At 62.7% G+C, this 12,682-nt stretch carries 9 protein-coding genes; 6 read left to right on the forward strand and 3 right to left on the reverse strand.

Features of this window, described 5'->3' with window-relative positions; translation table 11 throughout:
* Nucleotides 1–159: 159 nt before the first annotated feature.
* The 4 genes from glmU (at nt 160) to HMPREF9697_RS03570 (ending at nt 4,728) form a co-directional block, all read left to right on the forward strand.
* Complete coding sequence (glmU, locus tag HMPREF9697_RS03555) at nt 160–1,515, forward strand: bifunctional UDP-N-acetylglucosamine diphosphorylase/glucosamine-1-phosphate N-acetyltransferase GlmU (RefSeq protein WP_002715780.1); 1,356 nt, start codon at nt 160–162, stop codon at nt 1,513–1,515.
* A 138-nt stretch (nt 1,516–1,653) separates the two neighbouring features.
* Entirely contained in the window at nt 1,654–3,480 is a 1,827-nt protein-coding gene (glmS, locus tag HMPREF9697_RS03560; protein WP_002715781.1) for a glutamine--fructose-6-phosphate transaminase (isomerizing), read from the forward strand.
* A gap of 108 nt (nt 3,481–3,588) precedes the next feature.
* Nucleotides 3,589–4,371: a DUF502 domain-containing protein gene (locus HMPREF9697_RS03565; RefSeq protein ID WP_002715782.1), complete on the forward strand. Its 783-nt coding sequence runs from the start codon at nt 3,589–3,591 to the stop codon at nt 4,369–4,371.
* The gene (locus HMPREF9697_RS03570; RefSeq protein ID WP_002715783.1) at nt 4,372–4,728 is read left to right on the forward strand and encodes a hypothetical protein; all 357 of its coding nucleotides are present in this window, start codon (nt 4,372–4,374) and stop codon (nt 4,726–4,728) included.
* A gap of 7 nt (nt 4,729–4,735) precedes the next feature.
* Here the strand turns inward: HMPREF9697_RS03570 and recG are convergent, their stop codons facing one another.
* The gene (recG, locus tag HMPREF9697_RS03575; RefSeq protein ID WP_002715784.1) at nt 4,736–6,844 is read right to left on the reverse strand and encodes an ATP-dependent DNA helicase RecG; all 2,109 of its coding nucleotides are present in this window, start codon (nt 6,842–6,844) and stop codon (nt 4,736–4,738) included.
* A gap of 192 nt (nt 6,845–7,036) precedes the next feature.
* On the opposite strand from recG, the gene HMPREF9697_RS03580 reads away from it, so the two are divergent.
* Entirely contained in the window at nt 7,037–7,327 is a 291-nt protein-coding gene (locus HMPREF9697_RS03580; RefSeq protein WP_040308100.1) for an FAD assembly factor SdhE, read from the forward strand.
* Complete coding sequence (gene mfd, locus HMPREF9697_RS03585; RefSeq protein WP_002715786.1) at nt 7,324–10,842, forward strand: transcription-repair coupling factor; 3,519 nt, start codon at nt 7,324–7,326, stop codon at nt 10,840–10,842. The genes HMPREF9697_RS03580 and mfd overlap by 4 nt, the downstream gene beginning before the upstream one ends.
* 53 nt (nt 10,843–10,895) lie before the next feature.
* Here the strand turns inward: mfd and HMPREF9697_RS03590 are convergent, their stop codons facing one another.
* Together HMPREF9697_RS03590 and HMPREF9697_RS03595 are read right to left on the reverse strand one after the other, a co-directional pair.
* On the reverse strand, nt 10,896–11,336 hold the full coding sequence (locus HMPREF9697_RS03590) for a PRC-barrel domain-containing protein (RefSeq protein WP_002715787.1): 441 nt from the start codon (nt 11,334–11,336) through the stop codon (nt 10,896–10,898).
* A gap of 76 nt (nt 11,337–11,412) precedes the next feature.
* Nucleotides 11,413–12,654 (reverse strand): GGDEF domain-containing protein, encoded by a 1,242-nt coding sequence (locus tag HMPREF9697_RS03595; protein WP_002715788.1) that lies wholly within the window; start codon nt 12,652–12,654, stop codon nt 11,413–11,415.
* Between the last annotated feature and the right edge of the window lie 28 nt (nt 12,655–12,682).

The following is a 12,682-nucleotide window of genomic DNA, read 5'->3' on the forward strand; positions in this document are numbered from 1 at the left end:
TTTTAACAGGAACCTTCGATGGATGCGCCGCCGCTCCTTGATTCAGCCCGATTTGTACCCCGTCGGTGGATTCCATCCCGCCCTGAAAGGCTCTATGACAACCGCACCCGAACCGTTCCGAATCCGGAGCGGCACCCCTATCGCAATCCCAGGACGCCCATGACCGACCGATCGAGCCTCACCCTTGTTCTCGCCGCCGGCGAAGGCACGCGGATGCGTTCCTCTCTGCCCAAGGTGCTGCACGAGGTCGCGGGACGCTCGCTGCTCGCCAATGTGCTGCTGGCCGCGCCCGCAGGCAAGCATGATCGCCTCGCGGTCGTGGTCGGTCCCGATCATCAGGCGGTGGCCGACGAAGTGCGCAAGCTGCGGCCGCAGGCGCAGGTGTTCGTTCAGAGCGAGCGCAAGGGCACGGCACATGCAGTGCTGGCGGCGCGCGCGGCGATTGCTGAGGGGGCCGACGATCTTCTCGTCGTATTCGGGGATACGCCGCTCGTGACGGCAGAGACGTTTGCCCGTCTGCGCACGGCGTTGGCAGGCGACGTCGCGATGGTGGTGCTCGGCTTCCGTGCCAAGGACCCGACCGGCTATGGCCGCCTGCTGGTGGAAGGCGATCAGCTTGTCGCTATCCGTGAGCAGGCCGACGCGAACGAGGCCGAACGCAAGGTCGATCTCTGCAACGCCGGGATGATGGCGTTCATGGGCAAGACCGCACTGCAGATTCTTGAGCGGATCGGTAATGCAAACAGCAAGGGTGAGTATTATCTGACAGACGCGGTCGGCATCGCGCGCGATATGGGACTGCGCGCCACCGTGATCGAAACCCATGAGGATGAAGTGCGCGGCATCAACACCAAGACCCAACTGGCGGAAGCCGAAAGCGTGATGCAGCAGCGACTGCGGCGCGATGCCATGGATGCAGGCGTGACGCTGGTTGCGCCGGAGACCGTGTTTTTGTCAGCCGACACAACCTTCGGCCGCGACGTCGTGATCGAGCCGTTCGTGGTGATCGGTCCCGGCGTCAGCATCGCCGACGGCGCGGTGATCCATTCGTTTTCGCATGTGACGCAGTCCTCCATCGGCAAGAAGGCCTCGATTGGACCTTATGCGCGTATCCGTCCCGGCACCTCGCTCGGCGAAGGCGTGCGGATCGGCAATTTCGTCGAGACGAAAGCTGCGGTGCTGGAGAGTGGCGTCAAGGTCAACCATCTGTCGTATATCGGCGATGCCCATGTCGGTACCAACGCCAACATCGGTGCGGGCACTATCATGTGCAACTACGATGGCTTCGACAAACACCGCACCGAAGTGGGAGCGGGCGCGTTCGTGGGCTCGAACTCCTCGCTGGTCGCGCCTGTGAAGATCGGTGCGGGCTCCTATATCGGTTCGGGCTCCGTCATCACCCGCGAAGTGCCGGAGGATGCGCTGGTGGTCGAGCGCAGCGAGCAGGTCACGCGACCCGGTTGGGCCAAGCGCTATCGCGAGCGGAAGGCGGAAGCGAAGAAGCCCAAGACGTAATGGTTTTTCGTTAAACGCCGCTAGCGGACGTTAATCATGAATGCGATGTGCGAATTCGCAACAATTCTTGAGCCACGGTTCGTGCGATACTTGGCTATGAGATTTCCTCTTTTCGATTGTCGAGGGGCTTAAAACCGCATGTGCGGCATTGTCGGAATTCTGGGCCGCCAGCCCGTGGCGGACCTTCTGGTGGATTCGCTCAAGCGGCTTGAATATCGCGGCTACGACTCCGCGGGCGTAGCCACGCTGGAGGGCGCGCATATCGAGCGCCGCCGCGCCGAGGGCAAGCTGAAGAATCTGGAAGCGCGGTTGAAGGCCTCACCGCTGCTCGGCCGGGCCGGTATCGGCCACACCCGCTGGGCAACGCACGGCAAGCCGACCGAGAACAACGCCCATCCGCACGCCAGCGGCAAGGTAGCCGTGGTTCATAATGGCATCATCGAGAATTTCCGCGAACTGCGCGCCGAACTGGAAAAGCAGGGCGCGACGTTCGACAGCGAGACCGATACCGAGGTCGTCGCCCATCTCGTCAATTCCTATCTCGCCAAGGGCTTCAAACCGCAGGACGCGGTGAAGGAGGCGCTGCCGAAGCTGCGCGGCGCGTTCGCGCTCGCCTTCGTGTTCGAGGGCGAAGACGACCTGATGATCGGCGCGCGGAAGGGCTCGCCGTTGGCAATCGGTTATGGCGACGGTGAGATGTATCTCGGCTCCGACGCCATCGCGCTCGCACCTTTTACTGACGATATCAGCTATCTCGAGGATGGCGATTGGGCTGTGCTGACCCGCGAGGGCGCGAGCGTTTTCGACGAGAGCAATACACCCGTAAAGCGCGACGTGCTCAAATCCGGTGCGTCGACCTTCATGGTGGACAAGGCCAACTATCGTCACTTTATGGCCAAGGAAATCCACGAGCAGCCGGAAGTCGTGGGTCATACGCTGGCGCGTTATGTTGACATGGCGACGGATCAGGTGGTGCTTCCCGTCAAACTGCCATTCGACTTCTCCAAGATCGGCCGCGTTTCGGTCACTGCGTGCGGCACCGCGAGCTACGCAGGCTTCGTCGCCAAATACTGGTTCGAGCGGTTCGCGCGGTTGCCGGTCGAACTCGATGTCGCGTCGGAATTTCGCTACCGCGAAGCGCCGCTGCGCAAGGGCGACCTTGCGATTTTCATCTCGCAGTCAGGCGAGACAGCCGACACGCTCGCGGCGTTGCGTTACGCCAAGGCGCAGGGCCTGCACACGATCTCTGTCGTCAACGTGACGACATCCACAATCGCGCGCGAAAGCGAAACGGTGCTGCCGACGCTCGCAGGCCCCGAAATCGGTGTCGCCTCCACCAAGGCGTTCACCTGTCAGTTGATGGTGCTGGCGGCACTTGCAGTCGCGGCGGGCAAGGCACGCGGAGAATTGTCCGCGGAGGATGAAACCAGGCTCGTTCGTGCGCTGGTCGAGGTGCCGCGTCTGATGAGTGCCGCGCTCGCGCTGGAACCGCAGATCGAGAAGCTCGCCCGCGACATCGCCAAGGCGCAGGACGTACTCTATCTCGGTCGCGGCACGAGCTATCCGTTGGCGCTGGAAGGCGCGCTGAAACTCAAGGAAATCTCCTACATCCACGCTGAAGGCTATGCCGCGGGTGAACTGAAGCATGGCCCCATCGCGCTGATCGACGAGAAGATGCCGGTGGTGGTGATTGCGCCTCATGACCGCGTGTTCGAGAAGACCGTCTCCAATATGCAGGAGGTCGCGGCACGTGGCGGCCGCATCATACTGATGACGGACGCGCAGGGCGCGCGCGAGGCAACCGTAGAGTCGACGGAGACCATCGTACTGCCGGACATGCCCGCAACCGTGACCCCGCTCGTCTATGCGGTCCCGGTGCAACTGCTGGCCTATCATACGGCCGTCATCATGGGCACCGATGTCGATCAGCCACGGAACCTTGCAAAATCCGTCACCGTCGAATGACAAACTGACGCAGGAAGAGCAGGAAAAGGGCCTTTGCGACCATGGTCGCGCTCGCTTCCTCCCTGCGGGCTCTTGCATGCGGCGGCGCTGGGGCGATACGGATAGGTCATGACAGAGAACAAGAACAAGCCGAAGATTCCCGACGAGCTGGCAGGTGCCCCCGATGTTCCGCGAGGCTTGATGGCGCGTCTGCGCAATTACTTCCTGACGGGCCTGATCGTCGCCGGTCCGATTGCGATCACGTTCTATCTGACGTGGTGGTTCGTCACCTGGGTGGACAACATGGTCCGCCCGTTCGTGCCGGTCGATTATCGCCCGGAGACCTATCTGCCGTGGGGCATTCCCGGTTCTGGTTTGATCGTCGCGGTATTCGCGCTGACGCTGCTCGGTTTCTTCGCCGCGAACCTGATCGGTCGTCAGCTTGTCGCCCTCGGCGAAACCATTCTCGGCCACATGCCGGTGGTGCGCGCGATCTATCGTGGCCTCAAGCAGGTGTTCGAGACGATCTTTTCCAGCAACGGTTCTGGCCTGCGCAAGGTTGGCCTCGTCGAGTTTCCGTCGCCCGGGATGTGGTCCGTGGTGCTGATCTCGCATGCGCCGAACGAGCAGATGTCGGCCGCGTTGCCTGGTGAGGAGGAACACGTCGCGGTGTTCCTGCCGTGCGCGCCGAACCCGACCACCGGCTTTTTCTTCTACGTGCCGAAAAGCCGGATTATCGAGGTCGACATCAGCGCCGAAGACGCGGCCACGCTCATCATGTCGGCGGGCGTCGTCCAGCCGGGCGGCAATGGCAATGATACACAGAAGAAAATTGCAGCGCTCGGTGAAGTCATGAAAGCGGCGAACGTCGCGAATGCGACGCCGGTCTCCAATCCCGCGAAGGTCGATTAGTTGTCTCGCAGGAACAAACAGGCGGCCGTTGGTCGTAACGAACAGCCGAAGCCGAGGACCGTCGCCAAAACCCCGCAGCTTATCTGGGCGATTATTCTCATCAGCATCGTTGTGACGATCGTGACCGAATTACGGATCGCGGGCCGTGGCGATGCGTGGCTGTCAGTCGTCGTGGCTTACACCGCGTTCGTTCTCAACATTGCCTGTTCGGCGTTGGGACTTCAGACCCCCCAGCGATTCTGGTGGGCTGGCAATCTCTTCGTGGGCGTTCTCACTATGACATTCATCGGCGCGCCGACGGTTCCGAGTGCGCTCTGGACGGCGGGACGGGTCTTGCTCTCGCGCTTCTCGACCTGAGAAGCGGCTAACCGGCGCCGATCAGCGGGATCGCCTCGTCGCGTTCGAACAGATAGAGCAGGCAGCGCAGCGCCTCGCCGCGTTCGCCTTCGAGCTTTGAATTGTCCTGCATGATCCGTAGCGCCTCGTCCCGCGCCTGCGCGACAAGGCCGCTGTGGATTTCCGGCCGCGCGATCCGGAAGCTGGGCAGGCCGCTCTGGCGGGTGCCGAGAACGTCGCCTTCGCCACGCAGTTTCAGGTCTTCCTCTGCGATCCGGAAACCGTCCGTGGTTTCACGGATGACGCGCAGCCGCGCGGTGGCGATTTCTCCCGCAGGCTCGTGATAAAGCAGGATGCAGGTCGATGCTTCGTGACCGCGGCCGATGCGTCCGCGCAACTGGTGCAGTTGCGACAGGCCGAAGCGTTCGGCGTTCTCGATCACCATGATGGTGGCCTCAGGCACGTCGACGCCGACTTCCACCACGGTGGTGGCGACAAGCAGTTGCGTTTCGCCTGAAGCAAAGCGCGCCATCGCGGCATCCTTGTCCTTGGGCTTCATCTTGCCGTGGACGAGGCCGACGGCATCCCCGAATTTCTTCTGCAGGCTCTCGAACCGCTGGGTGGCATCGACAAGGGACAGAGCCGTGTCGGCGTCGGATTCCTCAACTAGTGGACAGATCCAATAGATGCGCTTGCCCGAATCGAGCGCACGCGCGAGCGCATCGATGATTTCGCCGAGACGGCTGTTGGGCACCACGCGGGTGTCGATCGGCTGGCGTCCGGCGGGTTTCTCGCGCAACTCGGAAATGTCCATGTCGCCGAAATAGGTCATCACCAACGTGCGCGGGATCGGCGTCGCGCTCAGCACCAGCATGTCGACTGCTTCGCCCTTGCCGGTGAGCAGCAACCGTTCGCGCACGCCGAAGCGATGCTGCTCGTCGACAATCGCGAGCGCGAGTGATTTGAAGATCACCTCGTCCTGGATCAGCGCATGGGTGCCGACGAGCAGATCGATCTCGCCCTTCGCCAGTCGCTCCAATATGTCGCGGCGCTCCTTGCCCTTGTCGCGGCCGGTGAGGATGGCGACACGCAGGCCCGCGCGCTCCGCGAGCGGCGCGATGGTCGCAATATGCTGGCGTGCGAGGATTTCCGTCGGTGCCATCAAGGCCGACTGACGGCCTTCTTCTGTAACGGCGGCGGCCGCGAGAAGTGCCACCACCGTCTTGCCCGAGCCGACATCGCCTTGCAGGAGACGCAGCATGCGGAGCGGTTTGCCGAGATCTTCGGCAATGGCCCGCGCCGCCTCTTGCTGTGATGTCGTGAGCGCGTAGGGCAGCGCATCGATGATTTTTGCGCGCAAATGTCCGTCGCCGGCATGGCGGGTGCCCGCTGGCCGCCGCAGCTGCGCGCGCACCAGTGCCAGCGCGAGTTGGTTCGCGAGCAACTCGTCGTACGCAAGGCGGGGCCAGAACCGACCGCCCGGCAGAATGTCGGTAATTTCTTCCGGCTGGTGCAAATGGTGAAGCGACGTCGCAAAATCGGGAAAGGAGCAGCGTCGGATCACTTCCGGGCTGATCCACTCCGGCAGTCGCGGCAGCTTGGTGAGCGCCTGCGCCATCGCCCGCCGCATCGAGCCGATCGCAAGCCCTTCGGTGAGCGGATAGACCGGATCGATGCCGGAGAGTTTCGCAAAGCCTTCCTCATTGACCACGCGGTCGGGATGCACCATCTGCAAGGTGCCGTCGAACATCTGCACGGTTCCGGAGACGTAACGCACCTCGCCGACCGGCAACAGTTTGTCGAGATAGCTGCCCTGTGGGCGGAAGTAGGTCAGCATCACTGTGCCGGTGTCGTCGCTGGCGAACACCGTATAGGGCGCGCGGGAGCGGCCGGGCGGCGGCGCACGATGCCGGTCCACCGTCACTTTCAGCGTGACGACCGTGCCGGGCACAGCATCGCGGATGTCCGGCTGCGCGCGGCGGTCGATCACGTTCGAGGGCAGATGCAGCAACAGATCGACGATGCGGGGCGTCTCGCTGCGGTCAAGCAGGTAGCGGAACAACTTGTCCTGCTTCGGCCCGACGCCGCCAAGGCTCGTCACCGGCGCGAACAGGGGGTTGAGGATGGGAGGGCGCATGGCAGACGAATCTATGGCTGTTTGATCCGTCATGCCCGGCTTTATTGCCGGGCATCCACGTCTTTTTGGCGTGACGCCATGACGTTCGGGTATGACAGCAACCTCCGCGAAGTTACTGACAACGCCGCCTCCGCTCGCTATATCAACCTCGCCCGGCACGTCCGGGCTTTTGGCGTTCACGAAAGGCAGAAAATGTCCGCTTCCACCCGTTCCAGCGATGGCCTTGACGATCGGCGCAAGCGACTTCTGTTCCGCTGCTGGCACCGGGGTACCAAGGAGATGGATTACATCTTCGGACGTTTTGCCGACGCCCATATCGCCGGTCTCAGCGAGGATGAGGTTGCAGATTTCGAGCGGCTGATCGATCTGCCAGATCCCGACCTCTACAACGCCTTCAACGACAAGACGCCGCTCGACCCGGCCTATGCCGAGGGCATTTTCTGCCGCATCAAGGCCTTCACCGACGCCGGGTCGCCCGCATGAAGTCGCCCGTCCGCTCGCCGGCCGCGCTGCTTGCGCCCGGCCGCGCTCTGACTCTTGCCAATACTGCCGAGGGTGCGGAGGGACTGATCGTCTCCGATCTCGCGCGGGCGGTGGCCGCACGTAAGGAGCCGCCTGCCGTCAGCCTCGCAGTGCTGTGTCGAGACGGCGCGCGAATGGCGCAACTCGCCCGCGCGCTCGAATTCTTCGCGCCTGATGTCGCGGTGATGCAATTTCCGGGTTGGGACTGTCAGCCTTACGACCGTGTGTCGCCACATGGCGGTATTCTCGCGCAGCGTTTGACCACTCTGGCGCGCTTGTCGCGTTTGGCAGGAGGCGGCGACAAGCCGCTCGTCGTTCTCACCAGCGTCAACGCCGTCGTGCAGCGTGTGCCGTCGCGGGAGGCTATGGCGGCGCAGGCGCTGTCCGTCGCGCCGGGACACCGTGTGCCGATGGATTCCATCACGGCATGGCTCGAACACAACGGCTACAGCCGCACCTCGACGGTGCGCGAGCCGGGCGAATACGCCGTGCGTGGCGGCATCCTCGATCTGTTTCCGGCGGGTCTCGACCAGCCGGTGCGGTTCGACTTCTTCGGCGACACGCTGGAATCGATCCGCACGTTCGACGCCGAGACGCAGCGCACGCTGCTCGACATGCGCGCGCTCGACCTCGTGCCGGTATCGGAATTCCAGCTCACGACCGAGACCATTCGCCGCTTCCGCATGGGCTACGTCGCGCAGTTCGGCGCGCCGGACCGCGACGATCAGCTTTACGAGGCGGTGAGCGAAGGTCGCCGCCATCCCGGCATGGAGCACTGGCAGCCGTTGTTCGTCGAGAAGATGGATACGCTGTTTGATTATCTCGACGGTACGCCGTTCGCGATCGAGGCGCAGGCCGAGGACGCAGTGCGCGAACGCTACAAGCAGATCGGCGACTATTACGAGGCGCGGCGCGAAGCGATGGAGCAACCTGGAGGCGGTGCGGTCTACAAGCCTCTGCCGCCGGAAAAGCTCTATCTTGCTGAGAGCGAATGGACCGAGAAGCTTACCGCGCAGTCGCTGGCGCGGATGACGCCGTTCGCGATGCCGGAAGGCGAGGGCGTGATCGACATCGGTGCGCGGCAGGGTCGCGATTTTGCGCCGGAACGTGCCGACGCATCCGTCAATGTATTCGAAGCCGTGGTAGCTCACGTCAACAGTCTACACGCCGAGCGCAAAAAGGTCGTCGTCGCGCTATGGAGCGAAGGCTCCCGCGAGCGCATGGCGAGCATGCTCAAGGATCACAAGCTCATCGCGCTGACCAACGTCAACACCTGGCGGATGGTGCAGGCAACCCCGCGCAACGAGACCATGCTTGCGGTGGTCGGTCTCGAGTCCGGTTTCGAGACCGAGAGCCTCGCGCTCATCACCGAGCAGGACATTCTCGGCGACCGCCTCGTGCGTGCACGCAAGTCGAGCCGCAAGGTCGAGAATTTCATCTCCGAGGTCACGTCGCTTGCGACCGGCGATCTCGTGGTCCATGTCGAGCACGGCATTGGCCGCTATATCGGCCTGCAGACGCTGGAAGTCTCCGGCGCGCCGCACGACTGCCTCGAGCTTCACTATGCCAACAATGCCAAACTCTATCTGCCGGTGGAGAACATCGAACTGCTGTCGCGCTACGGCTCGGAGCAGGCGGGCGTCGAGCTCGATAGGCTGGGCGGCGGCGGATGGCAGGCCCGCAAGGCGAAGCTGAAGAACCGCATTCGCGAGATCGCGGGTGACCTGATTAAGATCGCGGCCGAGCGGCAATTGCATGAGGCGCCGAAATTTCCGGTGCATCAGGGGCTCTACGACGAATTCTGCGCACGCTTCCCGCACGACGAGACCGAAGACCAGTTGGGCGCGATCACCGCTTCGCTCGACGATCTCAATGCAGGCAAGCCGATGGATCGTCTCGTTTGTGGCGATGTCGGTTTTGGCAAGACCGAAGTGGCGCTGCGAGCGGCCTTTGCGGTGGCGCTCGAGGGCAAACAAGTTGCCGTCGTGGTGCCGACCACGCTGCTGGCTCGCCAGCATGCGAAGAACTTCACCGAGCGCTTCCGTGGTTTCCCCGTCACCGTCGCGCAGGCTTCACGTCTTGTGAGCGCCAAGGAATTGCGCGAGACCAAGAAGGGGATGGCGGAGGGTAGCGTTGACATCGTTGTGGGCACCCACGCGCTGCTCGGCAAGACCATCAAGTTCAAGAACCTCGGCCTCATCATCGTGGACGAGGAGCAACATTTCGGCGTCTCACACAAGGAGCGGCTGAAGCAACTGCGCGCCGAGGTGCATGTGCTGACGCTGTCGGCGACGCCGATCCCACGCACGCTACAGTTGGCTCTGACCGGCGTGCGCGATCTGTCGATCATCGCTTCGCCGCCGGTCGATCGCCTTGCGGTGCGCACGTTCGTCGCGCCGTTTGATCCGCTGATGATCCGCGAGGCATTGCTGCGCGAGCGCTATCGCGGTGGACAGGCATTCTATGTCTGTCCGCGTATCGACGATCTCGCGGAAGCCAAGGATTTCCTCGACAAGAACGTGCCGGAGATGAAGGTCGCGGTTGCGCACGGCCAGATGCCGCCGAGCGTGATCGAGGACATCATGTCGGCGTTCTACGACGGTAAGTTCGACATCCTGCTCTCCACCACGATCGTCGAATCCGGCCTCGACATTCCGAACGCAAACACCTTGATTGTTCATCGCGCTGATATGTTCGGCCTCGCGCAGCTTTATCAGTTGCGCGGTCGCGTCGGACGCTCGAAGCTGCGTGCTTACGCGCTGTTTACGTTGCCTGCGCAGCGCTCGATCACAGCGCAGGCCGAGCGTCGCCTGAAGGTGCTGCAGTCGCTCGAAAATCTTGGCGCTGGTTTCCAGTTGGCTTCCCACGATCTCGACATTCGCGGCTCGGGCAATCTGCTCGGTGAGGAACAGTCGGGTCACATCAAGGAGGTCGGATTCGAGCTTTATCAGCAGATGCTGGAGGAGGAGATTCTCAACCTCAAGGCCGGTATTTCCGCGCCCGTCGAGGATCGCTGGTCGCCGCAGATCACGCTCGGCATGCCGGTGCTCATTCCGGAGGATTATGTCGCAGACCTCGCCGTGCGGCTGTCGCTCTATCGCCGTCTGGCGGATTTCCAGAGCGACGACGAGATTGCCGATTTCGGTGCGGAAATGCGCGATCGTTTCGGTCCACTGCCGGACGAGGTGCGTTTCCTGTTCAAGCTCGCGTCGATCAAGAACTACTGCCGTCGCGCCAATATCGAGAAGCTCGATGCTGGTCCGAAGGGCGCATCAATCAGCTTCCGCAACAATAGCTTTGCGGAGCCCGAGCGGCTGGTCTATTTCATCCGGCAATATGGGCAGGCCGCGAAGGTGCGGCCCGATATGAAGGTGGTGTTCCTGCAGGAGTGGGCGACGCCCGAAGATCGCATGGAAGGTGTCACCGACATCCTTCGTCAATTGGCCAATCTCGCTGAAGGCCGCAAAGCTGCGTAACGCAAGTCGAAACGGCTACCTTGCGACAGCCGCTTCGACTTCGATAGGCCGGTTTAGCCGGTGGTGGGATACTTGAATTCAGGCGCTGCCTTGAGCGCTTCCTTCGTTGTGTTCATCGTCGCCTTCCACTTCTTGCTGGATTGGTCGTACATCACGTGCACCGAGGAAGGTGCAACGGCGACATAGTGTTCGCCCATGCCGAGGAAACCACCGACCGACAGGATCAGCGCCTGCACCTGATTGTCCTTGGTAATGGCGATGTCGGAAATCTCGCCGATCGATTCATTGTTCTGATTGTAGACGTTCAGGCCTTTCAGCTTGGATGTGAACATCTCGTCGCTGGAGACGCGCGCGAAGGTCGGCGCCGCGGATGGCGCGCTGCCGATTGTTGCTGCAGGCGCCGGCGATGTGGTCGCCGGGCTCATTGTGGATTGGGCGAATGCCGGTGTGGCGATCAATGCGGCAGTGAGACCAAGCAATACGGTTTTCTTCATGGACAACCTCCTCAATTGGATTGATGGAGGCCCAATGCTGAAGAGTTGTGTTCGTTCCGCGCGGAAATCCGTGCTGCTATGACGCGGCTTGTGCCTCGGACAAATGCAGACGCGCGAGCAGCGACGATTCGGAATCATTCGGCAGAAGTGAAGTCACGGCGACGTCGGATGTCAGCTTGCCGTTCGGCTTCGGTCCGACAACGGTTTGCTTGAGGACGCTGGCGAGACGGCGCGCGATGGAACGGCCATCGATGCTGCTGGTTCCTGCAAACACGACGACAATGGTTCCGTCACTTTGCAGTGTTCCGAAATCCATACGCCGCATCAATTGGCCGATGATGCGGGCAGCATCGAACCGCGAACGGTCGTTGTTCGTGGAGAGCGTGAAGCTCGCGACCGAGAGGCCTGCGCCCTGTGCGTGAGAGTCCGCGATCAGGCGCGACAGGTCGCGACTGAAGGCCGTTTCGGTGAGAAGTCCAGTGCGCGGATCGAGCAGGCCGCCGGCCTCGATCGAACGCGAGGCTCGTTCGAGCCGCGCCTCGAATGCCTTCTGCCGGATTAGCGGAGCTGCAATCGCGACAGTGCCCGCGGCGTCCGTCGCGCCTGCCTCGAGATTGGGCAGATCGTAGGGATGGAGCGACAATGGCACGCCTGAGACGATCACCGGCAGATTGCGATGACGCGAATCCTCCGACAGCACCTGCAGAAAAGCTTCTACCACGCGCTGCGTGAAACCGCCGCCGATCACGATGCCGTCGAGCGTGCGTGCGTTGAGATGTTTGGCGGCCTGTTCGATGCTGAGCGCGCCGACGATGCCCATCCGCTCGCCGAGCGCAACGGAAAGCGCGGGAAACGAGCCGCCGCGTCCGGCGAGCAGTACGGTCGCATCCTGCAGCGGATCGTCGGTCGGCATCTGCAATTCGGTGAGCCTCGTATCGCGCGCCCGTCGCAGCACGGTTGCGTGCAAAGCACGCAGCCGCAGCGCGGCGTTCAGGCGCACGGCGAGTCGCCGCGCGCCGCGGCCGCCAATCTCGGTCAGCGGGAGCGCGTTGTGAGGCAGAGGCGTGCTCCCCGGATCGATCGCGATCAGCGGCACATAGGGACTTAGGGTTTCGACGCGGCGGCCGATGTCCTCGAGCGCAGCGGGCTCGTACGGCCCTGCGACGATCACCGCGCACGGTTTCACCCGTGTAATCGCAGCTGCAGCCTCCCGCCAGGTGCTGTCGACGGCGGGAAAGATCTTCGCCTCCAATAGCGCCTTGTGGAGCGGCGCATATGTTTCGTTGGAGACGACGACGATGGGGCCGGACTGGGACATCTTTGACTCAAGGTTACAAACGCAACCG

The organism is Afipia felis ATCC 53690, assembly GCF_000314735.2.
GTDB classification, from domain to species: domain Bacteria; phylum Pseudomonadota; class Alphaproteobacteria; order Rhizobiales; family Xanthobacteraceae; genus Afipia; species Afipia felis.

Bases quoted from the DNA above. Each gene is read 5' to 3' on its own strand.
- glmU (WP_002715780.1), top strand. From the start codon at position 160: ATGACCGACCGATCGAGCCTCACCCTTGTTCTCGCCGCCGGCGAAGGC.
- glmS (WP_002715781.1), top strand. From the start codon at position 1,654: ATGTGCGGCATTGTCGGAATTCTGGGCCGCCAGCCCGTGGCGGACCTT.
- HMPREF9697_RS03565 (WP_002715782.1), top strand. From the start codon at position 3,589: ATGACAGAGAACAAGAACAAGCCGAAGATTCCCGACGAGCTGGCAGGT.
- recG (WP_002715784.1), bottom strand. From the start codon at position 6,844: ATGCGCCCTCCCATCCTCAACCCCCTGTTCGCGCCGGTGACGAGCCTT.
- HMPREF9697_RS03580 (WP_040308100.1), top strand. From the start codon at position 7,037: ATGTCCGCTTCCACCCGTTCCAGCGATGGCCTTGACGATCGGCGCAAG.
- mfd (WP_002715786.1), top strand. From the start codon at position 7,324: ATGAAGTCGCCCGTCCGCTCGCCGGCCGCGCTGCTTGCGCCCGGCCGC.
- HMPREF9697_RS03590 (WP_002715787.1), bottom strand. From the start codon at position 11,336: ATGAAGAAAACCGTATTGCTTGGTCTCACTGCCGCATTGATCGCCACA.
- HMPREF9697_RS03595 (WP_002715788.1), bottom strand. From the start codon at position 12,654: ATGTCCCAGTCCGGCCCCATCGTCGTCGTCTCCAACGAAACATATGCG.